The sequence below is a fragment of the Gemmatimonas sp. genome, assembly GCF_027531815.1.
GTDB lineage: Bacteria > Gemmatimonadota > Gemmatimonadetes > Gemmatimonadales > Gemmatimonadaceae > Gemmatimonas.
In genome coordinates this window covers 279,555-301,158 of the sequence record NZ_JAPZSK010000005.1, presented here as the reverse complement: position 1 = coordinate 301,158, position 21,604 = coordinate 279,555, and the positions used below count along the sequence as shown (strand labels likewise).

General features: G+C 68.7%; 16 protein-coding genes. 12 read left to right on the top strand and 4 right to left on the bottom strand.

The window, feature by feature from the left end; genetic code table 11:
* The first annotated feature begins 74 nt into the window (after positions 1-74).
* The 10 genes from O9271_RS07515 to O9271_RS07470 all read left to right on the top strand — a co-directional run bounded on the left by O9271_RS07515 (position 75) and on the right by O9271_RS07470 (position 12,258).
* Positions 75-1,364 carry a hypothetical protein gene (locus tag O9271_RS07515; RefSeq protein WP_298267837.1) on the top strand — a complete coding sequence of 430 codons (1,290 nt, stop codon included), beginning with the start codon at positions 75-77 and terminating at the stop codon, positions 1,362-1,364.
* Positions 1,364-3,661 (top strand): TonB-dependent receptor, encoded by a 2,298-nt coding sequence (locus O9271_RS07510; RefSeq protein WP_298267835.1) that lies wholly within the window; start codon positions 1,364-1,366, stop codon positions 3,659-3,661. The genes O9271_RS07515 and O9271_RS07510 overlap by 1 nt, the downstream gene beginning before the upstream one ends.
* Complete coding sequence (locus tag O9271_RS07505) at positions 3,662-4,123, top strand: hypothetical protein (protein ID WP_298267833.1); 462 nt, start codon at positions 3,662-3,664, stop codon at positions 4,121-4,123.
* Between the two features lie 14 nt (positions 4,124-4,137).
* The gene (locus tag O9271_RS07500) at positions 4,138-4,632 is read left to right on the top strand and encodes a hypothetical protein (protein WP_298267831.1); all 495 of its coding nucleotides are present in this window, start codon (positions 4,138-4,140) and stop codon (positions 4,630-4,632) included.
* 377 nt (positions 4,633-5,009) lie between these two features.
* Positions 5,010-5,909, top strand: coding sequence for a prohibitin family protein (locus O9271_RS07495; protein WP_298267828.1), 900 nt, complete (start codon positions 5,010-5,012; stop codon positions 5,907-5,909).
* A 1-nt stretch (position 5,910) separates the two neighbouring features.
* Positions 5,911-6,465 carry a hypothetical protein gene (locus tag O9271_RS07490; RefSeq protein ID WP_298267826.1) on the top strand — a complete coding sequence of 185 codons (555 nt, stop codon included), beginning with the start codon at positions 5,911-5,913 and terminating at the stop codon, positions 6,463-6,465.
* Between the two features lie 59 nt (positions 6,466-6,524).
* Positions 6,525-9,638, top strand: a complete 3,114-nt coding sequence (locus O9271_RS07485) for a BamA/TamA family outer membrane protein (protein ID WP_298267823.1) — start codon at positions 6,525-6,527, stop codon at positions 9,636-9,638.
* 4 nt (positions 9,639-9,642) lie between these two features.
* The gene (locus O9271_RS07480) at positions 9,643-9,891 is read left to right on the top strand and encodes a hypothetical protein (RefSeq protein WP_298267821.1); all 249 of its coding nucleotides are present in this window, start codon (positions 9,643-9,645) and stop codon (positions 9,889-9,891) included.
* A gap of 32 nt (positions 9,892-9,923) precedes the next feature.
* Entirely contained in the window at positions 9,924-11,132 is a 1,209-nt protein-coding gene (locus O9271_RS07475) for a porin (protein WP_298267819.1), read from the top strand.
* 229 nt (positions 11,133-11,361) lie between these two features.
* On the top strand, positions 11,362-12,258 hold the full coding sequence (locus tag O9271_RS07470) for an ABC transporter ATP-binding protein (RefSeq protein WP_298267815.1): 897 nt from the start codon (positions 11,362-11,364) through the stop codon (positions 12,256-12,258).
* A 193-nt stretch (positions 12,259-12,451) separates the two neighbouring features.
* On the opposite strand, the gene lon is transcribed toward O9271_RS07470, so the two are convergent.
* Entirely contained in the window at positions 12,452-15,004 is a 2,553-nt protein-coding gene (lon, locus tag O9271_RS07465) for an endopeptidase La (RefSeq protein ID WP_298267811.1), read from the bottom strand.
* A 323-nt stretch (positions 15,005-15,327) separates the two neighbouring features.
* On the opposite strand from lon, the gene O9271_RS07460 reads away from it, so the two are divergent.
* Complete coding sequence (locus tag O9271_RS07460) at positions 15,328-17,478, top strand: serine/threonine-protein kinase (protein WP_298267808.1); 2,151 nt, start codon at positions 15,328-15,330, stop codon at positions 17,476-17,478.
* 16 nt (positions 17,479-17,494) lie between these two features.
* Entirely contained in the window at positions 17,495-19,672 is a 2,178-nt protein-coding gene (locus O9271_RS07455) for a serine/threonine-protein kinase (RefSeq protein ID WP_298267805.1), read from the top strand.
* Between the two features lie 39 nt (positions 19,673-19,711).
* Here O9271_RS07455 and O9271_RS07450 read toward each other — a convergent pair whose 3' ends face one another.
* From O9271_RS07450 to O9271_RS07440, 3 genes are all read right to left on the bottom strand, one after another.
* Positions 19,712-20,017: a hypothetical protein gene (locus tag O9271_RS07450; RefSeq protein ID WP_298267803.1), complete on the bottom strand. Its 306-nt coding sequence runs from the start codon at positions 20,015-20,017 to the stop codon at positions 19,712-19,714.
* Between the two features lie 61 nt (positions 20,018-20,078).
* Positions 20,079-20,933, bottom strand: a complete 855-nt coding sequence (locus tag O9271_RS07445) for an alpha/beta hydrolase (protein ID WP_298267800.1) — start codon at positions 20,931-20,933, stop codon at positions 20,079-20,081.
* A gap of 139 nt (positions 20,934-21,072) precedes the next feature.
* Entirely contained in the window at positions 21,073-21,486 is a 414-nt protein-coding gene (locus tag O9271_RS07440; protein WP_298267799.1) for a hypothetical protein, read from the bottom strand.
* Positions 21,487-21,604 lie beyond the last annotated feature (118 nt).

Sequence of the window (21,604 nt, the reverse complement as noted above, 5' to 3'; positions counted from 1 at the left end):
ATCAGTACGGACAGGCTAGGCTTGCCTCTGTTGAGAAGGTCAACTCAATAGCAACCAGCCATTTCGAGGTCTTCATGTACGTTCTGCCCGTTCGCCCAACGAATGCCGGCCCCATTGCACGCGCGTCGCGCGGATTGCTGACCGCCGGGGTCGCCCTGCTCGCCGCCTGCGGCGAAGACTCGCCCACGGCCGGCAACGCGACGGCAGACGCCGCGGAATTCCGTCGTCTGGTGGTGACCGACACGGCCCCCTTTGCCCGGGTGTTCGACGTGGCCACGGCGCAGCGGGTGGACAGCATGGGCGGCCTCCCCTCGCGCGTGACGTACCTGTACACGGCCCGCGGGCGCATTGCCTTCGCCCACTTCCAGACGCGCAACCAGATCTCGTTCATCGACGGCGGCGTCTTCGAACAGGCAGGCCGCGGCGTGAAGCAGGCGCCCCGCATCGTGGGCAGCTTCAGCGACCAGACGCCCATTCATGGCAACTTCAACGGCGACATGGTGTCGGTGCACTTCGACGGCTCCGGCAACGTGCGCTTCTGGAGTGAACAGGGGGTAGCGGCGGGGAACACGCAGCCGGTACTCACCGTGCGCACGGGCAACGCGCATCATGGGGCCGGCATGTCCACCGTCGACGGCGGCTTCGTGTCGGCCTCCATTCAGGACCCGGCCAACCCGGTGCTCCCCAACGGCGTGGTGGTGTACAACCGGCAGGGGCAGGAGGTGGCGCGCAATACGAGCTGCCCGGGGCTGCATGGCCTGGCCGGGAACGCGGTGGGCAAGCTGTACGGCTGCGCCGACGGCGCCCTGCTGGTCACCACCACGGGCACAACGGTCAACTTCCAGAAGCTGGCGCATGCCACAGACCCGCGCTTCGGTGTGGGCACCGTGTGGGCGCGCGAAGGGCAGCCCAACTTCCTCGTGCGCATGGCCATTCGCGGGCAGCCGGTGAGCCCCGCCACGCGCACGCTCGGCGTGACCAACGTGGCCACCCGCACCATGCAGCCCGTGGCGATGCCCGCCAACGAAATCGACTGGACCGCCGAGGTCGATTACACTGGGCGCTTTGCGCTCGTGCTCGGGCGCCTCGGTAACCTGCACGTGCTGGACATGACGACGCGTCAGGTCACCGGGACGCTGGCCGGCGTCGTGCCGCCCATGCCCACGGCGGGTGCCGTGCTCACGCCGTTCTTCGCCTTTGCGCAGGGTGTGGCGTACATGACGAGCCCCACCCAGGGGCGCATCTACGAAATCGCCATCTCCTCCACCGGTACCCCGTCGCTCAGCCGCACCATGAACGTGGGGGGGACCCCCGAGCGCATCGCGGTGCTGGGCGTGCGTGAGAACCGTACGCTGCAGCGCTGATGGTGGCGTTCCGGTCACGGCTCGCGCCGTGGCAGCAGTGCACCGTGGCGGCCGTCGTGGCATTCTGCCCGGCGGCCGCCACGGCGCAGTCACAGCCACCCGCGTCGCGGGTCGATTCACTGCGGGTCGATTCACTGCGGGCCGATTCACTGCGCGCCGACTCGCTGCGCACGGCAGCGCGCGTGCGCGGGGCGGGTGCGGCGCAGCAGCTGGGGACCGTACGCGTCACGGCCACCCAGGGCAGCGGTATTGGTCTGGTGCGGCCCACCACCGCCCTCGAGGGGCGCGAACTGGACCGGCGGCGGGCGCCTTCCATTGCCGCCACGATTGCCGGTGAGCCGGGGGTCACCTCGCGCAGCAACGGCCCCATGGCCACCCAACCGGTCATTCGCGGGCTCACGGGCGACCGCGTGCTGGTGCTCGAAGACGGGCAGCGCACGGGGGACATTGCGACCACGGCCCCCGATCACGCCGTCACCATTGATCCCATGACGGCCCGTCGCGTGGAGGTGGTACGCGGACCCGCAGGGCTGCTCTTCGGCAGCAACAGCCTTGGCGGCGTCGTGAACGTCGTGCGCGACGATGTCCCCACGGCGCGCGCCGCCCGCGCGTTGGGCGGGACGTTCAGTGGCCAGGGCGAGTCGGTGAATGATGGTGGCGTCCTGCACGGGCAGTTGCACGGGGGCACCGGCGCCCTCGCCTGGCGCGCCGGTGGCTCGTGGCGCACCGCCGGCGATACGCGCGCGCCGCGTGGCGTGCTTCCCTTTTCCGATGTGCGCGGCCACGACGCTGGTGCCGGCGTCGGTCTGGTCGATATGGTCACCGGATCCGGCACCTGGCGCGTGGGCGCGGCCGTGCGCGATGTGGCCAGCAGCTACGGCGTGCCGGGCAGCTTCGCCGGTGTAGTGCTGCCGGGGGCGCACGATGGTGGCGTGTACGTGGACCTGAGCCGGCGCAGCGTGCGTGGCGACGCCTCGTGGCGGGCCAACGACGCCGGGTCGCCAGCACCGGCGCGCTGGTGGCCGCGCTTCACGCAGGCCAACCTGTCGTCGCAGTTCGTGCGTTTCGAGCAGTCCGAGCTCGAGCGCGGCGGCTTCGTGGGTACCCGCTTCGGGCAGCTGATGGCCAACGGGGACTTGCTGGTGCAGTACACGCGACGCGTCGGCGTACCGGTGCGGGGCAGCGCGGGCGGCTGGGCGCAATGGCGCGACTTCCGGGCCACGGGCAGCTTCACCGGCACGCGCCCCGGCGTGCTGCGCGGTGCCGCGCTCTTCGCCATGGAAGAATGGGAGCTCGATGCGCTCTTTGGCGGGCGGGCCGTGCGTGTGCAGTGGGGGGGACGCTGGGATGCCACCAGCATCGTGCCGCTCGACAGCACGGAAACCGCGCTCGTGCGCGACGTGCGCACCCGTCGCTTCTCTGCACCCACCGGAAGCCTCGGGGCCACCGTGGCGCTGCGCCCGGGCTTTGTGCTGGGCATGAGCGCAACGCGAGCCTTTCGCCCGCCCGCCATCGAAGAGCTCTTCTCGGCGGGGCCGCACCTCGCGACCTACGCCTACGAAGTGGGCAATCCGCAGTTGCGCGCCGAACGGGGATACGGACTGGATCTCTTTGCCCGTTTCCAGCAGCGGCACGTGAACGGTGAAGTCGCGGTCTTCAGCACCCGACTGGCCGACTACATCTACCAGCGGCCGCTGGTGGACAGCATCACCGGCGCTCCCGTGCGCGATCGCCGGCTGCGCCGCTACAACGTGTACCAGGCCGACCAGAGCGATGCGCGGCTATATGGGGCCGAAGGGCGCGTGGTGGTCACGATGCCCCGCGTGACGGGCACGGTGCTCGATGCGACGGTGTCATGGGTGCAGGGCGATCAACGCGCCGGAATGTCGTGGGCCCCCTTGCCGGCCATGCCGCCGTTGCGTTCGCGGGTGCAGCTGCGCCGCGACGGACGCGCGTGGAGTGTGTCGGCGGGGCTCGATGCGGCGCTGCGCCAGCGCCGGGTGCCCCTGGCCCCGGCCACGATTGGAGCCGTGACCTGCCTGCTCTCTGCCTCGGAGGCGGTGCGTGGTGCTGGCGCGCCCTCGCTGCTGCCAGCCGAGTTCTGTCCCACCGATGGGTGGGTGCAGGGGCAGGCCAGTGTGTCGCGCCGCTGGCTGATGGGACGGCAACTGCACGAGATCACCACCGCGGTGGACAATCTCTTCAATACCGACTGGCGCGACCATCTCTGGCGCGCCAAGCAGGTGGCCCCGCAGCCGGGACGCAATCTCCGGTTGCTGTATCGCTGGAGCTGGTGAATGCCCCGACTTCGTGCTGTCCTGATGCTGCTCGCGGTCGCCGGTGTGGCGGCGTGTGAACATCCCATCGCGGTGGTGACTCCCCACGCGGAGGTGGCCGACCTGGTGTTCACCGACTCCAGCAGCGCCGCGGTGGTCATGCGCACCACCGACAATCGTGTGTGGAACGAGACGCCGCTCGTGCTCTGCGAGGGAGAGATGCGGACGCTGGTCCCGCAGGCGCTCGATTTCCGCGGCGTGCCGGTGGATCTCGTCTCGCGTCGTGATCTTGAGATCCGCGGCGAGAGTGTGGAGCCGAATGTGGTGTGGGAGCCGCTGCGTGGTCGCGGGCGATTGATCGCGCTTGCCCCGGGCACGACCCGCGTGCGCTTTCTCGTGTGGCACCTCACGCACGCCGACCTCGTGTCGCCGTGGCTGGAGGTGCGTGTCCAACCCAGGGCGGCGTGTCCGCGCCCCCGCTGACGATGGAGTTCCTCATGATCAGGGCCACCGCTCGCGTTTGCTGGACGCGTCGTGCTGCGCTTCTTTCGCTCTGTGCTGCGGCCGCCTGCGGCGGTGGCGGCGATATCGCCGCGCCGCCGCCGGAAGCCCCACGCCTGCAGATTGCCAGCGTCCTGGTGGAAGATCCCGCCACCGGGACCGTGTACTTCTCGCACGACGACCATTGGCACGGCTTTCCCACGGTGGCCATGGGGGCCCCAAGGCGCCTGCTCATGCACTTCGTGAAGCAGGGGCGCGCCCCCGACGACCACGACATGCCGCCGCGCAACGAGTGGTTCACGCTGGCGCCCCATGCCGACCACTCGCTGCCCGTGGTCATCGAAGACCCGACACGGGCACGGTGGGAAGGGGACCGGCTGGGAGGCGCCCTCACCGGCCAGCAGGCCGGCGCGTCACGGCTCAACATCCGGGTGTTTCGCGCGACGACCACGGTGTGGGAAGCGCCGCCGCTCAATTTCATCGTGCGCTGACGGCGCGGCGAGGGGGCGCAGGCTACCTCCGCGTCCGAACCCTTTTTCAACCGTTCATGCCATGAAAGGTTCCGCTCTTTTGCATTGAAATTGTCAATGTGTGATGTCTGAACAATCAATTATGGAAAATCCGTGCGGATTTCTAACGTTGAATGCGAAGGGGAGTAGCGCCATGCGCGCCGCAGAGGGGCGGTCGCGGATGTTGCCGATTCGTCAACACTGCGCCAGCGAGAGCGCACGGATCGGTGAGTCGCCACGCAGGGGCGATGGGCGAGACCTTCGCGACCTCGGGATCGGTCATGTCGCGAATGCGCACGAGCCGATGATCCCGGGGAATTCGCGGAGGACTCGCCCTTCGCACATCCGGATGTCCGACCATGCGTCTGTTCCCGTCTGCCTCCCGCCCCGTGTTGGGGCTTCTGGTTGCCCTGCCGGTGCTGACCGGCTGCGCCACCATCCGTCAGGATGAAATCGGCGTGAAGACCTCGTTCGGCCGCATCTCCAGTGGCCCGCTGCAGCCGGGTGCCCAGTTCATCATCCCCGGCGTGAACTCGGTACTGCGTGTGCCGGCGCGCGTGGTGAACCGCGAAGTGCGTCTCGAGATGCCCTCCAAGGAAGGGTTGAACGTGGCGGCTGAGGTGTCCATCCTCTACCGCGCGAAGACGGAGAACATCCGGCAGATCCTCGAGACGAGCGGCACGCGCTACGAGGAAGACGTCATCATTCCGGTGTTCCGCTCCTCCGCGGCCGACGTATCGGCCCGCTACATGGCCAAGGACATGCACAGCGGCACCCGTATTGGCATCGAGCAGGCCATCCGCACGCAGATGATGGAGACGCTCGGGCCCAAGGGGTTCGTGGTGGAGAACGTGCTGCTCAAGAGCATCCGCCTGCCGGCAGATCTGGCGCGCGCCATCGAGGAGAAGCTCGAGGCCGAGCAGCGCTCGGAGCAGATGCGCTTCGTGCTCGATCGCGAGAAGCAGGAAGCCGAGCGTCGCACCATCGAGGCGCAGGGTATCCGCGATTCGTGGGCGATCATCGCGCAGGGGCTCACACCGTCGATCATTTCGTACCAGTCCATCGAGGCGTTCCGTGAACTGGCGCGCAGCCCCAACGCCAAGGTCATCGTCACGGATGGCCGGGCACCGATGCTGCTCACGAACGAGATGAACAGCATGCCCACCGTGACGGCCCCGACCACGACGATGGACCCGGTCGCGCCGCGCCGCATCGTGCGTCCCACCATGCCGACCACGTCCACGCCGCGCCAGCCGTAAGGTGGCGGCCTTCCGACCCACCCTGAGCGTCGCCGGTGCGGCGTGCGCGGCCCTGTTCGTGTGTGCCCCACCGGCCCACGGGCAGTGGTCCGCCGCGCCGGTGGTTGCGCTGGGGGCGGCTATTCCGGGGGGCTCATTGCGTGACGTCATGGCGGAAGGGGTCACCGCCAAGGCCGGCGTGTGGATGCGCGCCCCGCGGGTGCCGGTGGGGATCACCGCCGAGGCGATGTTCACCCATCTGCGGGCCGATCGGCGCGAGGCCGCCGATGGGGCCCTCCAGGTGGGGGCCATGCTCGTCAATGTGACGTCGCGACGGCACGAGGGACGGCTCGACCCGTACGGCACGTTCGGTGCCGGGTGGTACCTGTTCAACAATCCCGAGGATCGTTACCGCGAGCGCCACGCCCCGGGAGTCAACGTGGGCATCGGCGAAGTCATCGCCGTGGGCGATCGGGACTACTTCGTGGAAGTGCGACTGCACGCCATGTACACCGCCACCACAACCGGCCGGGCGTGGACCACGTTCCTGCCGCTCATGGCCGGCGTTCGTTTCTGAGTCATTCACCGATGGTCGGCCCCACGGGGCCGGCCAGCGCGTCACTTCAAGAGGTCCGCATGCTCCATCGATCGACTGGGCGCACCCATGTGCGACCGCGCATCGTTCGGGTGCTTGCGTGTCTGGCCGCAGCGCTGGCGTGGTTGCCGCTCCCACTCCACGCGCAGTACTTCGGACAGAATCGCGTGCGCTGGGAACGGTTCGACGTGCAGGTGCTGCGCACGGCGCACTTCGATATTCACTTCGACAAGGCCGCCGAGCCCACGGTGCGCGAAACGGCCCGCAAGGCGGAGCGGTGGTACGAGCGCCTGTCGTCGCTGCTCGGCCACACCTTCACCGAGCGCAAGCCGCTGGTGCTGTACACCAATCATCCCGACTTCCAGCAGACCACGCTGTCCGATACCCCGCTCAGCGAGGGGACGCGTGGCTTTGCCGAGTCGCTGCGTGACCGGCTGGTCATGCCGCTCACCGGCGTGGGCGCCGAGAACGACCATGTGCTGGGGCACGAGATCGCGCACCTCTTTCAGTTCGATATGGCGCGGCAGGTGCGTGGCGGCAACGGTCTGATGCAGCTGCCGCTCTGGTTCGTGGAAGGGATGGCCGAGTATGTATCGCTCGGCAGCGACGACCCCAACACCGCCATGTGGTTGCGTGCGGCGCTCACCGCCGGCGAGTTGCCGGGCATCGATGCACTCACGACGGATCCGCGGCTCTTTCCCTATCGCTACGGGCACGCCTTCTGGGCCTATCTGGGTGGGCGCTTTGGCGACGATGCGCTGGCGTCATTCTTTCTGGACGCGGTGGCGGTGGGAGTGCGCGCCGGCATCGTGCGCACGCTGGGCGTGCCGGTGGAAGCGCTGGAGAACGACTGGCACGCGCACATTCTCGCGGCGTACGGCACACTGCTGGAGCAGCGTGAGAACATCGATGTCATTGGCACCCCGCTGAGCGCGGCGCCGGAGCGCGGCGGTTTCGCCCTCAACCCCCAGCTGAGCCCCGATGGGGCATGGCTGACCTACATTGGTCGCGACGCACTTGGCCAGGTGGACGTGCGACTGCGCAACATGTCCACCGGGCGCGACGTGCGTTCCTTCGGGAACCTCGCCCGTGATGGCCATACCGATGCCATTGCCTTCCTGTATGCGTCGGGGGCGTGGTCCCCGGATTCGCGCCAGTACGTCATGGTGGTGACGCGCGCCGGCGATTCGGAGTTGGCGATTCTCGATGCCATGCGGGGGACGCTCCTGCAGCGCATTCGCGTACCGGGAGTCCAGTCCATCAGCGCCGTGTCCTGGTCGCCCGATGGACGACAGCTGGCCATTGCGGGTACGAGCAACGGGCAGGGCGATCTGTTCCTCTTCGATCTTGCCGAACGGCGCACGCAGCAACTCACCAACGACGCCTATACCGAGCTGCACCCGGCGTGGGCCCCAAACGGTCGGTACATCGCGGTGGCCACCGACCGGCACGAGGAGACCGATCTGGCAACGCTGGCGTATGGTCGGCTGAGGCTGGCGCTGGTGGATCCGGTGGGCGGGCGCATGCGCGCGCTCCCCGACCTTGGCGCAGGCGCGCGCATGATCAACCCGCAGTGGAGTGGCGACAGCCGTTCCCTGTACTTCATCGGCGACGTGGATGGGGTGGCCGATGTGTTTCGTCTCGACCTGGCTCGCGGAGCCTTCGATCAGCTCACGCAGTTGCGCACGGGGATCGCCGGCATCACGGCGCGTTCCCCGGCGCTCACGGTGTCACCGGCGACGAACGCCGTGGTGGTCACCGTATTCGATCGCGATGGCTACCAGATGGTCGCGCTCGACCGGAGCCGGGTGGAGAGCTACCAGCGGCTGGCCGACGACGAAGCGGCGCTGACCGCGCCGATCATGCAGAGTGGCGGCGGCATCCTGCCGCCGCACACGGAATCGCCGGTGCCCATCGTGGACGCCATGCTGGCCGATGGCGTGAGCGGCTTGCCGGGGCCCACGGCGGGTGCGGCCACGATCGCACGCTACCGGCCGCGCTTTGGCCTTGAAGGACTGGGGCTCCCGGCGGCCGGTGTGGCGGCCGGATCGAGCGGTGCCGCTGTGGGCGGCGGCCTGAGCGTCTTCTGGGGGGACCTGCTGGGACGCCGACGGCTGGGCATTGCCGCGCAGGCCCAGGGGCGCGTGCAGGACGTGGGCGGGCAGGTGTTGTACGTGAATGCCGTCTCGCGGTGGAACGTGTTTGCGTCGCTGGGACGCACGCCGCTCCCCTCGGCATTCAATAGCGTGGCACCGATCCGTGTGCGTGATGCCTCGGGGAACCTGCGCGACGCCACGCTGGTGGAGCAGGGGATTGCGCGCACCCTGGTGCACGAAGGGACACTGGGCGCGCAGTACCCGTTCTCCCGCACGCGGCGCGTGGAGTTTGCCTTCACGGGCACTCGGCTCACGCAGGATTTCGACGTGACCCAGCAGGTGGTGGACAACGTCACGGGGCGCGTGCTCGATCGGCGACGTTCGACGGGAAGTGCAGGTGACGCGATCCAGTACGCCCAGTCGAGTGCGGCCTTTGTGGGGGACAACGCGGTGTTCGGTCCGGCCTCGCCACTCGATGGCTGGCGCTACCGCGCCGAAGTGCAGCAGACGGTGGGGCGCACCCAATTCACCGGGGTGACGGTCGATGGCCGATGGTACCAGCCACTCTGGCGGGGCGCGCTGGCCTTCCGGGCCATGCACACCGGTCGCTACGGCCGTGACGATGGCCAGGCGTTGCTCGCCCCCATGTTCGTGGGCGCGGGCACACTGGTGCGCGGCTATGCGGCCGAATCGCTGGCGGAGCGCGAGTGCGGCCGGTCGGCGTTCGGGCCGTGTCCTTCGTTCGATGGGCTGCTGGGATCGCGCATGGCGGTGGCGAACGTGGAGTACCGGCTCCCCATCAACCGGCTGGGTGTTGGTGGGCTCGCCATGGAAGTGGCGCCATTCCTCGATGCGGGGATGGCATGGCGGGGCGGCGACGCGTTGTCGCTCCGGCCGCGGGCGCTGGCGAATGCCGACGCCGTTCGCCGACCAGTGCTGTCGCATGGTATCAGCGCCCGTCTCAATCTCGGAGCGCTCATCGTGGAGATGTTCCACGCGCGCCCCGTGCACCGCAGCGGTGGCGGTGTGTTCGGACTGAATCTGGCACCGGGGTGGTGATGTGGTGACGCTGCGCATTCAGAAGGGCTGCGCGCGCAACGCGAACGGGACGCAGGTGCTGCAGGGGCTCTCCCTCACCAATGGGCTCGGCATGTTCGCGTTGCTGGGGCCCAACAGGGCGGGGCAGTCCAGGCTCATGCGCGCGGTGGCCACGCGGCAGCTGCCGTACAGCGGTACGATTCACGTTCGCGACATCGATGTGCTGGCCGATCCCCATCTTCGCCTCGGTGGCGCGGCGGCACCGCGACGGTGATGGGCATTCCGCGGGGCCGCCTTCCGCCGCTCGTGCTCTCCCTCGTCGCGGCGATGTCACTGGGGGCGCAGTCAGCACCACCGTCAGCCCCCACGTCGTCGCCTGCGTCGCGCACCGACGACGAGCGTGGCAGCATCGACCTCGCGTTCGGCAACGACATGCGCCTGAGCATGGGGGGATACCTGCAAGTGGACGGGCGGTGGGCATCAGGGCCGCAATCACGGGCCCCTGACGGCCTGCTGCTGCGCCGCGCGCGCCTGGTCTTCGATGCCTCGCGTGCCGACGGGTGGCATGTTCGGTTGCAGCCCGACTTTGGCCAGGGGCGCGTCCTGGTGCAGGACGCCTTCGTGGGGTGGCGCGACCGGGGCACCACGGTGCGACTCGGGCGCTTTCGACCGGCCTACGGCACCGAGCGCATGCAGTCGTCGAGCACCCTGCTCTTTCCGGAGCGCAGTATCGTGAACACGCTCATGCCGAGTCGCAGCATGGGAGCGCAGGTCACGCACCAGCTGGGCCATGTGACCGTGGCCGCCGGCGGGTTTCGCACGCCGATCGGGTCGGACATTCCCGTGGTGGATACCGATGGCGATGTGCGCGCCACCAATGGTGTGGGCTACGATCTGCTGGGCCGTGCGAACTGGCGCGTGGTGCGTGGTGCACGGTATGCCGATGTGCAGGGCAGTCTGCTGGCGGGGCAGGAGCGGGGCACCGCCGAGAATCCCGCCGTTGCCCGTCTGCTGTCGGTCGGGCAGTTGCCGCTGGTGGTCTTTCGCGACGGCGCGACGGAGGCAACGACGGTCATTGCCGACGGCGCACGCGGTCGGTGGTCGCTGGGGGGCGTGCTGGGCACGGCGCGCACGATGCTGGGGGTGGAACGCGCGCAGCAATGGCAGCAGCTCCGCTTCGCGGCCGCGCGCCAGCAGGTGCAGGCCACGGCGTGGTCGCTGCGTGCCGCCACGGCCTGGGGCGGCGTGCGCAATGCCAATCAGGAGATCACGCCGCAGCACCGCCGTGGCGCGCTGGAATTGGGCGTGCGCGCCGGCCAGCTGCAGCTCGACACGCCGGCGGGCGTGCCTCTCCTGGCGGACGGGTCGCGCTCGCTGGTACGCACGGCTGGCGCAGCCGTGGGGTGGATTCCCACCGTGTCCACCCGGCTGAGTGTCGCCCTCGATGTCACGTGGCCCGGTTTCGGCGGCTACACCGAGCGCGTGGCCGTGATGCGCTGGCAGCAGGGGTTCTGACCGGGCGCTCCGCGATCACTCGTGGCGTATGGCGTCGAAGCCAACCCACGCGCCGGTCCATAGACTGGAAAGAGACTGCGGCATATGCTGCTCACATATGGGCACCGTCGCGGCTCCCCGGCGTCACCAACACTGGGAGAACGCGAGCGAACGGTACAATCGCCTCGTGCTTGCCGCTCTCGTGGTCAGGCGCACGGGTGGAGCTTGGCTTCCCTCTGTCCGCACCGACATGACCCTGCGCATCGAGAACATCGGCAAGACGTACCCGAACGGCGTGCGTGCCCTCAGCGGGATCTCGCTGACCATCCCGCCCGGCATGTTCGGGCTGCTCGGGCCGAACGGGGCGGGGAAGTCATCGCTCATGCGCACGATCGCCACGCTGCAGCCGCCGGACGGCGGCAGCATTCACTTTCGGGGCATCGATGTACTGCACGAACCTGAGCGCCTGCGCGCGCAGTTGGGATACCTGCCGCAGGAGTTCGGGCTGTATCCCAACATGCCGGCCGATGCCATTCTCGATCACTTCGCCACGCTGAAGGGCGTGGTGAACCCCGGCGAGCGGAAGGAGCTGGTGTCGTCGCTGCTGCAGCAGGTGAATCTGTACGAGGTGCGCAAGAAGAGTGTGGGCGGCTACTCCGGGGGCATGAAGCAGCGGCTGGGCATCGCCATCGCCTTGGCCGGCAGCCCCACGCTCCTTATCGTGGACGAACCCACGGCCGGGCTCGACCCCACGGAGCGCAATCGCTTTCTCAACCTGCTGGCGGACATCGGTGAAGACGTGGTGGTCATTCTGTCCACGCACATCGTGGAAGATGTGCGCGATCTCTGCTCGCAGATGGCCATCATCAACAAGGGACAGGTGGTGGTGCAGGGGGAGCCGGAGCGCATCATCGACGAGGTGCGCGGCCGCATCTGGCGTCGCACCATCCCGCGGGCACAGGCCGAGGACTACAAGCGGCAGTTTCAGGTGATCTCTACGCGTCTGGCGGCGGGCAGCACGGTACTGCACGTGTATGCGGAGTCGAACCCGGGCGACGGTTTCGTGGCGGTGGACCCGGATCTTGAGGATGTGTACTTCCATCGGCTGGTGGAGGTATCGGGCGGGTGCGTGCCGGTGGAGGCCTGATGTTCGGTGATGTCAGTGTCGGCCCGCGGCGGGATCGATCCCTACCTCCTGCCGATCGATCGGCGTCCCGGAGACAATAGCCGCGAGGTGTAGGCAAACTCGCGTGACTGCGGAGGTAACGGCGGATGGAACCGCGGCGTACCAGCAGACGGCGGGTCCTGCCGTCTGCTGGTACAGCACAGTCCCCCCGCCGTTACACCCCGACGAGCTCCTCCACATCCTCCGCCACTGGCGCCTGCACGAGCGCAATCTTCAGCACGTCGCGCAGCGTTTCGACACAATGGAACGTGAGCTGCCGGCGCACCTCCTCCGGCACGTCCTCGAGATCGGCTTCGTTGGCCTTGGGCACGATCACTTCCGTGATGCCGGCGCGATGCGCTCCCAGCACCTTCTCCTTCACTCCGCCAATCGGCAGCACGCGGCCCCGCAGCGTGATCTCGCCCGTCATCGACACGTCGCGCCGCACCTTGCGATTCGACATCTCGCTCACCAGTGCGGTGGCGATGGCGATGCCTGCACTGGGACCATCCTTGGGAATCGCGCCGGCCGGCACGTGAATGTGCGCTTCGCTGGCGCTCGCCACGCGCTCCGCCGGAATGCCCAGCACTTCGGCGTTGTTGGTGGCATAGGTGAGGGCGGCGCGCGCGCTTTCCTTCATCACGTCACCAAGCTGACCGGTGAGGATGAGGGAGATGGGCCCCACCCGCACCACGTTGGTATCGTCGTCGCGCGTCTGCGGGGCAGTGCCTCGGCGGATGCTTGCCTCCACGAACATGATGTCGCCGCCCATGGGCGTGTAGTACATGCCGGTGGAGATCCCCACTTCGTCGTGCTCCGCGGCGCGCTCGGGGTGCACCTTGGGACGGCCCAACAGCTCGCGCACTTCGCCGGCGCTGATCACCTTGTCGTCGATGGTGGCCGTGTCACCCATGGCCACACGCCGCGCGACCTTGCGTGACACCGCCCCGAGCTGCCGCTCGAGCTGGCGCACGCCGCTCTCGCGCGTGTACTCGCTGATCACCTTCATGATGGCGTCGTCGGTGAAGGAGAGCTCACGGTTGGACAGCCCCGATTCCTCCAGCTGACGCGGCACGAGGTAGGTCTTGGCGATCTCCGCCTTCTCGCGCTCGGTGTAGCCGCTGAATTCCACCACTTCCATGCGGTCGAGCAGCGGACCGGGGATGTTCTGGATGAAATTTGACGTGGCGATGAACAGCACTTCGCTGAGGTCGAAGGGCACCCCGAGGTAGTGGTCGGTGAAGGAATCGTTCTGCGCCGGGTCAAGCACCTCGAGCAGTGCGCTCGACGGGTCGCCCTGATACGACTGCCCCAGCTTGTCCACCTCGTCGAGCAGGAAAACGGGATTGCGCGTCCCGGCCTGCTTCATCCCCTGGATGATGCGGCCAGGCATGGCGCCCACATACGTGCGCCGATGGCCGCGAATGTCGGCCTCGTCGCGCGCACCACCCAACGCCACGCGCACGTACTCGCGGCCAAGGGCGCGGGCAATGCTCTTGGCAATGGACGTCTTGCCCACCCCCGGCGGGCCGTTGAAGAGCAGGATGGGACCACGGGCCATGGCGCGCGCCTTGGCTTCCCGGGTATCGGTGATCTGACGGTCTTCCTCGCCGTTCCCAAGCGTGGGCGTGGCGTCGGTGGCTTCCCCCTTCAACTTCGACACGGGGAACTCACCGGTCGTGGCGACCTCGGCGGCCACCTGCTGTGCCCGCAGCTGCCGCACGGCGAGGAACTCGAGCACGCGATCCTTCACATCCTTGAGCCCGTAGTGATCCTCGTCGAGGATCTCCCCGGCGCGCGCCAGTTCGAGATGGTCGTCGCTGCGCGTGTTCCACGGCAGCTCGGCGATCCACTCGAGATAGGTGCGGATGACCTGCGCCTCCATGCTTTCGCGACCGGCACGCTCCAGACGCCCGAGCTCGCGCTCCACCTCGGCGCGCGCCTCCTTGGGCAGCAGCAGCTTGCTGAGCTTCTCGCGGAGCTCGCTGATCTCCTTGCCGGTGTCGTCGTCGCCCAGCTCCTTCTGAATGGCCTTGAGCTGCTCGCGCAGGAACATCTCGCGCTGGCGCTCGCCCAGCTCCTCCTGGACCTGACTCTTGATGTCCTCCTGTGCCTCGAGCAGGCCGATCTGCCGCTGCACATGCACGAGCACACGACGCAGCCGCTCTTCCACGCTGAGCGTTTCCAGCAGCCCCTGCTTCTCGGGAACGGTGAGCTCGATGTAGCCGGCAACGAGGTCGGCGAAGCGACCAGCATCCTCGACCGAGTCGAGCACCTGATGCACGACCTCCTCGGGCAATCCCCGCTTCTCGCCAAGCTCTGCGGCGCGCTCGCGGGCTTCCTTGTGGAGCGCCGTGAACGCCGGATCCTTGAGATCGAGCGGCATCATCTCTTCGGCGGGCACGATGACGGACGTGAGATAGCCGTCCTGCTCGCCATAGTGCAGGGCGGTGGCGCGCTGTTCACCCTGCAGCAACAGCTGCACGCCGCCGAGGCCCCGCTGTACCTGGCCGATCCGTGCAATGACGCCGGTGCTGAACAGGATATCGGCGGTGGGCTCCTCGGTGTTGTCCCGCTGCGCCACCGCGAAGACGAGCCGGTCGCCCTTGAGCGCCGTTTCAATGGCACGCAGGGTTCCGGGTCGCCCGGCGGCGATGGGGGCCGTGATACCGGGAAACATGACCGTCCCACGCAACGGGAGGACGGGGAGGGTCTGGCGCTGACTCATGGGAGTTCCTGAGCAAAGGGATTGGCGCCACCAATGGAGCACGATCCGCACCATGCAAACTGCGTCACGACGGCAGGTACGCGTGAGATCTACCCTGATCGGCACTGTCAGGGTGGCGGGGCTGACCGCCGGTCCGGCGAAATCGGCAGGCATCCCGACGACTGCTCCGCCGGACGCCGCTGCTCAGGGGGTGAGTCAATCTGCAACTTTCCGGGGGGCACCCCACGTAGTGCCGGCACACCTCCCGTTCGTCCCATGCTGTCGTCCGTTTCCCTGCCGTGCTACACTAAGGAAGACGGTCATCTCCCCGAATTCCGCTTCGAGTGTCCGAAAACACCGCCCATCACGCCGAAGACGCCGAACTGCGTGCCCACGTGGAGCAGGCGCTCAGCGCCGCCTACGAGCTCGACCAGGAAATCGGCCGTGGCGGCATGGGCATCGTGTATCGTGCGCGCGATCGTCGTCTCAAGCGGCACGTCGCCATCAAGCTGCTGCCGCCGGAGCTGTCGTTCCGGCGTGACGTGCGGTCGCGGTTTCTCCGCGAGGCGGAAACGGCGGCGCAGCTGAGTCACCCGAACATCGTGCCCATCTACTCGGTCGACGAGGTGGGCAACCTGGTGTTCTTCGTCATGGCATGCATCGACGGGGACAACCTCGCCACGCTCGTGCAGAAGCGTGGCCCGTTGCCCGTGGACAGCGTGCGGCGCTGGCTGGGCGAAGTTGCCGATGCGCTGGCGTACGCGCACTCGCGCGGCGTGGTGCACCGCGACATCAAGCCCGACAACATCCTGCTTGACGGCATCGACGGGCGTGCGCTGGTCACTGACTTCGGCATCGCGCGGGCCGCCACGGACAGCGGAGAAACGTCGCGGCTCACGGCTACCGGGATGGCCATCGGCACGCCGGCGTACATGAGTCCGGAGCAGGCGTCGGGCGATCGCGATCTCGACGCGCGCAGTGACCTCTATTCACTGGGCATCGTGGCCTACCAGATGCTGTGTGGCGAACCGCCGTTCGTGGGCGGCACCACGCCGGCGCTGCTGGTCAAGCATCTGGCCGAGGCGCCGGTCCCCATTCAGCAGCGTCGCGCCGATGCCCCGCCGGACCTGGCGGCCATCGTGATGCGGCTGCTGGAAAAGAACCCCGATCATCGGTTCCAGCAGGCCACCGAGTTGTCGCAGGCTCTGCGGACGGGCGTGGTGCCACCCGCGCCGGCGGGAGCCACCTCGGCCAGCGTGCCGTTGTCCACCGCGCCCGTCTCGTTCAACGGCGCGCCCATTGGCGGCATGCCCATGGGTGGTATGCCCATGCCCGGGAATGGCAACAGTGGCTACCAGGCCGCGCCGTATCCGGCCCCCGGGTATCAGGCACCGGCCTATTCGCCGCGTACGCTCACCACGGCCCCGGCGGGGTTCGGCACCGCCGCGCCCGCGCCCGGTGGCGCCACGGTTCCGTCGTATGGCTATGGGCCGCGCAACGACGATGCGTACATCCCCACCACCGAAGACCGTGCCCGGTGGGAGGCGCCGCGCGTCGTGAAGTTCCGGCGCCAGCTCGTGCCGTACCTGTTCGTCAATTTCGCGTTCCTCGTCATCGCGATCTTCGGCGACTCCAGCTTCGGCAGCGTGACGACGATCTGGACGATCTTCTTGGTTTGGCAGTACACGAAGCTCTGGACCGACGGCTACGACTGGAAGGACGTGCTGCGGCAGCCCAAGCATCGGCTCTTCGGCGAAGTGCTGGAAGACATCACGAACAGCGTGTGGGCGACCTTCAGCAGCAGGAAGCGCGAAGAGCTGCGGGCGCAGGGCAAGCTCACCAATCGGCTCGCCGGCGCCCTCACGCTGGGCGGCGCGAACGCGCCCGTGCCCCTGGCCGCTGGTGGACGTGTGGCCCCGGCCCTGCCGGTGCGCGATCAGGAACTGGGCGCGTATCTGCCGCTCGTGCGCGCGGCACGTGCCGATCGCGAAGAAATCGGCCGGCTGCTGGCCACACTCCCCGCTGAGGATCTCCAGCGCATCCCCGATGTGGCCAACACCGCCATCGATCTGGTGCAGAAGCTCGAGGCCATCACCAAGGATCTCGTGCGCCTGGAGGCCACGCTGGCTCCCGAGCTGCTGACGCGTACGGAGCAGGAGATCGACACGCTGGAGCAGGAGGCGAACCCGCTCGACACGACGCGCAGCGAGGCCCGCGTGCGCCGGCTGGCACAGCTGCGCCGCGAGCGGCGGGCGCTGGTCGATGGTCAGGCCAAGCTGCAGGCGCGACGGGGGCAGGTGGACAGCTGCCGCCTGGCACTCGAGAACGTGCGCCTCGATCTGGTGCGCCTGCGCACCGGCAACAGTTCGGTGCAAAGCGTGACGCTCGTGGCGGAACAGGCGATGCAGATGGCCCGCGAGGTGGACATCGCCGTGCAGGCGGTGAACGAGGTGCGCGACCTCGCGTCGCCGCGCACGGCGTCGCGCGGCGCCTGACCCCCGGGAGCCGACGATGTTCGACACGCCTGACGTCGGTCCCGCGCAGCCGTCGGCTGGAGCCCCACCGGTGAACATGCCCGGCAATCTGGGGCGCGAGGGGGCGTACGGTACCGATGCGGCGATGCTGCGCGATCGGGTCACTGCCGCCATGGGCGACCACTATCTGGTCGGACGTGAAGTCGGCCGTGGTGGCATGGCGGTGGTGTACGCAGCCGAGGATGTCCGGCTGCAGCGCAAGGTGGCGCTCAAGGTGCTGCCCCCCGACCTCGCCTTCCGGCCGGATGTGCGTGAACGGTTCGTACGCGAGGCGCAGATGGCCGCACGCCTCAATCACCCACACATCGTGCCCATCTACGCCGTGCACGAGGTGCCCGGTCTGGTGTGTTTCGCCATGGCGCTGGTCGAGGGAGAGAGCCTGGCCACGCGCATCCTGCGCGAGCCGCGTCCGCCGTTCCCCTTCGTCGCGAGCGTGCTGGAGCAGATGGCCGACGCCCTGGCCTACGCGCATGCCTGCGGTGTGGTGCATCGGGACATGAAGCCGGACAACGTGCTGCTCGATCGCGAGTCCGGGCGCGCGCTGGTCACCGACTTTGGTATTGCGCGCGCGGCCGAAAGCGGTTCGCGGCTCACGCAAACGGGCATCGCCGTGGGAACGCCTGCCTTCATGAGCCCCGAACAGGCTATGGGGGACAAGGAGGTCGACGGGCGCAGTGATGTGTATGCCGTGGGCGTGATCGGCTATCTCATGCTGGCCGGCCGACTGCCGTTCGAGGCGCCCACAACGCCAGCGATGCTCATGAAGCATGTGAGCGACACCCCACCGCCGCTGCGCAGCCTGCGTCCCGAGACGCCGCGCGTGCTGGTGGACATTCTGGAGCGCTGCCTCGCGAAGAGACCCGCCGATCGCTGGGAGAGTGCGCTGCAACTGCGCGATACGCTGCGTCGGGTGCAGCGCGACGGGTCACTCTCGGCGCCGCTGCCAGCGCCCGTGGCGCCGTTCGCCGCTCCGCTGCCGGTGCCCGCCCCGCCGGCGCGGCCATGGGACCCCGACCGCGATGAACGCATCGGCTATCGTGCCGAGGACTGGGCGCCGCGGCGTGTCGTTGAGCCGTCGCCCGCCCCGCGGCATGCTCCAGCGCCCGGGGCGCTGCCGCCCATGCCGCAATTGCCGCCGCTGCCCATGGGGGCGGATCGCTCGACCCGGCGGGAATGGAAGAAGGCGAGCCGGGCGGCGGTGAAGCAGTGGCGCAAGTCGGTGAAGCGGCAGCGCAAGCAGGCGAACGAGGCGTACGTGGCCGAACTCAAGGCGCAGGAGATTGCGGGCAGGATGGCGGGGGGGCCAGCCAGCACGCCCGCCGTGGTGGCCGACCGCGTGATGCGTTTTCGCACGAGCCTCAAATGGTTGGGGGCCTCGTCGGCACTCGGGATCGGCAGCCTCATCGTGGGGGTCTCGCTGAACGAAGAGGTGTTCGTGGCGCCCATGCTCGCCGGACTCGTCGTGGGGCTGGGCAGCCTCGCTGTGGCGGGGCGGCGCGCGCTCCGGCTGCGGCGCTTGGGCATTTCCCCGCTGGCGGCGTTAGGGGAGGCGTGGCGCACGGCGCCGGCGGCGCGTGACAACCGCGCGCATCATGTGCGCCTGGCCGAATTGGTGGACAAGACGGCTGGTGGTGGGGTCGCCCAGTCGGCTTACGGGGACCTCGTGCGCAACGCCTGCGACGACCGGCTCGTGATTGCCGACATCTTGTCGAAGCTGTCGCCGGAGGACCAGGCGCTCGTGCCCGATATCGATCCCACGGCCGATGCGCTGCTCGAGCGCATTGGCGGGTTGGCGAGCGGTCTCGAACGGCTCGATCGTGACCTGCCCGGTGGTGCCCTGGCCGATCTTGCCGTACGCATTGCCGCCGTGGAAGCGGAGCCGCTCACCAGCCCCGATCGTGAGCGCCGTCTGACGCTGCTCATGCGTCAGCGCGCGTCACTCGACGATCTGCAGTCGCGCCGTGAAACCATGCGCCGACAGATCGACAGCGCGGGCATGGCGCTGCGTTCGTTGCGCCTCGACATCGTGAAGCTGCGCACGATGGGGATGCTCACGTCCATGGACGACGTGACCAGTGCTACGCAGGAAGCGCGCGCGGTGTCACGCGAACTGGGATACGTGCTCGAGGCGGCGGAGGAGAGCCGGCGGCTGTAGGGTCCGCGTTTCGGGATCGGGGGGCTGCCGTTGGGCCGTTCAGCCGCCGTACCGTTCCTCGAATTCCTGCACCATGCTGCCGTGCCCGTATCGTGTGGCCGCATCGATGCCCTTGGCAGCCGCCGCGCGCGCCTCAGTGTGGCGCCCCAGCGCGGTGAGCGTATCGGCATAGCGCAGCCACCCGTTGCCTTCGTCGTCGTAGCTGGCGAGGTACGCCTGCAGTTCGGTCGCGGCTTCCTCGAGCAGATTGGCCTTGAGCAGCTCGTTGGCGAGGCCGAAGCGCACGAGGGCATTGCCGGGCTGGCGAGCGGCCATGGCGCGCATGGTGGCAAGTCGATCGGTCATGGTGGCGATGAAGGAGTGCCGTGGGTGGTCGACGGGAACGTACTGGGCAGGTGACGGCGGTTCAGCGGGCAATGAGCTCGCCCACGAGGGTGCCGAGTCGGTCGGGCGCTTCTTCGGGAGCCACGTGGGCCACGCCGGGTAGGGTGTGCACGTCCACGGTGTTGCCGGTGGCGGTGCGGAGCCACCCCGCAAGCCGTTCACTGCGTGCGGCATTGAGAAACGGATCGTGTTCCCCCAGCACCAGTGCGGTGGGGCAGCGCAGCGCTCCGGGGGCAAGCGCCGCCACGGTGTCCCCGCGCGACTGCCCCAGCGCGCGGAGTTGGGCGCAGGCCGCGTCGCGCCCGTCGCGCTGGCGGAAGGGCATGAGGTACACATCGAGCGACCGCGCGCCGACATCGCGGTGGGCGAAGCAGGGGAGGAGCGCCGCGTGCAGCGCCGAAGCTACCCACGACGGGGCGAGTCGCTGCCAGAGCCAGACGAGCAACGCCACCCGGCGCACCTGGCGGTTGAGCAGCGCTTCACTGGCGTGCGCCGCGAGCAACGTGGGGTTCACGAGCATGAGGTGCGCGATGCGCTCGGGGTGTTCATGCGCCACGCGCGCGGCCACGGCGGCGCCCATGCCATGGCCCACCAGCACGACCTGCTGCACGCCCATGATGTCGAGCAGCCGCTCCAGCCGTTCCGCATGCGCGGCCACGGTCATGGACGCGGAGCCTGGCGGGTCGCTGCGACCGTGCCCCAGCAGGTCGAGCACCAGCACCCGGTGTCCCTTGGGGAGCCGCGGGAGCACGTCCTGCCACAGGTGAGAGGAGGTGAACGAACCATGCACCAGCACGATGGGGTGACCCGCGCCGCGTTGTCCGAAGGCATAGCAGTACAACCGGACCCCATCGAGGTCCACGAACTCGCCGCGCATTCAGCGGCACTCGCCTGCGAAGACGGTCCTGATTGGCATGATGGCCGAACGCTAATGCCCACAACGGCACAGGGGCACCGGCGATGTCGCCGATGCCCCCCGTGGCCGCCGGTGCCGTGGGGACGGCGCCGGGGATGTCTCAGCCCTCCGCGGCTCGGCGGCCGCCGCGGCGCCCCTGCGGCATGTTCTTGAGATTCTCGTCGAACTTCGCCTTGTCGGCGTCGCTGGTGAGCAGCGCCTTGAGGGCGTCGTTCCGCTCGGTGTTCATCTTCTGCATCTGCTCGCGCATGCTGGCCATGTCGCCACCGCCGGAGCGGGCAGCCTGCATGGCTTCCATCTGCTTGCGCATGCCCTGCATGATGAGGGTGTCGGCCTTGGCCGACTGGTCAGCCGACAGGGTGATGCCCCGGAAGAGCATTTCCTTCTGGCGGGCGAGGCGCTGTTCGGGGGACATCTGCCCCATGCCGCCGCCCGGGGGACCACCCTGGGCGAGGGCCGGGCTGGCAAAGGCGAGTGCCGCAAAGGCGGCCAGAGCACGCAGTGTGGTCTTCATGGATGGAGTTGGTGACTGGGGAGGGCGGGAGCGCCGACGCCTATGCGTCGGGTTCCGCGTTGTGAGGTGAGACGCACCAGGGCGCGCGTTCGTTAAGCGGGTGGGCCAATGGCGCGCA

Bases quoted from the DNA above. Each gene is read 5' to 3' on its own strand.
- O9271_RS07440 (WP_298267799.1), bottom strand. From the start codon at position 21,486: ATGAAGACCACACTGCGTGCTCTGGCCGCCTTTGCGGCACTCGCCTTT.
- O9271_RS07450 (WP_298267803.1), bottom strand. From the start codon at position 20,017: ATGACCGATCGACTTGCCACCATGCGCGCCATGGCCGCTCGCCAGCCC.
- O9271_RS07445 (WP_298267800.1), bottom strand. From the start codon at position 20,933: ATGCGCGGCGAGTTCGTGGACCTCGATGGGGTCCGGTTGTACTGCTAT.
- O9271_RS07500 (WP_298267831.1), top strand. From the start codon at position 4,138: ATGATCAGGGCCACCGCTCGCGTTTGCTGGACGCGTCGTGCTGCGCTT.
- O9271_RS07470 (WP_298267815.1), top strand. From the start codon at position 11,362: ATGACCCTGCGCATCGAGAACATCGGCAAGACGTACCCGAACGGCGTG.
- O9271_RS07510 (WP_298267835.1), top strand. From the start codon at position 1,364: ATGGTGGCGTTCCGGTCACGGCTCGCGCCGTGGCAGCAGTGCACCGTG.
- lon (WP_298267811.1), bottom strand. From the start codon at position 15,004: ATGAGTCAGCGCCAGACCCTCCCCGTCCTCCCGTTGCGTGGGACGGTC.
- O9271_RS07495 (WP_298267828.1), top strand. From the start codon at position 5,010: ATGCGTCTGTTCCCGTCTGCCTCCCGCCCCGTGTTGGGGCTTCTGGTT.
- O9271_RS07515 (WP_298267837.1), top strand. From the start codon at position 75: ATGTACGTTCTGCCCGTTCGCCCAACGAATGCCGGCCCCATTGCACGC.
- O9271_RS07455 (WP_298267805.1), top strand. From the start codon at position 17,495: ATGTTCGACACGCCTGACGTCGGTCCCGCGCAGCCGTCGGCTGGAGCC.
- O9271_RS07505 (WP_298267833.1), top strand. From the start codon at position 3,662: ATGCCCCGACTTCGTGCTGTCCTGATGCTGCTCGCGGTCGCCGGTGTG.
- O9271_RS07485 (WP_298267823.1), top strand. From the start codon at position 6,525: ATGCTCCATCGATCGACTGGGCGCACCCATGTGCGACCGCGCATCGTT.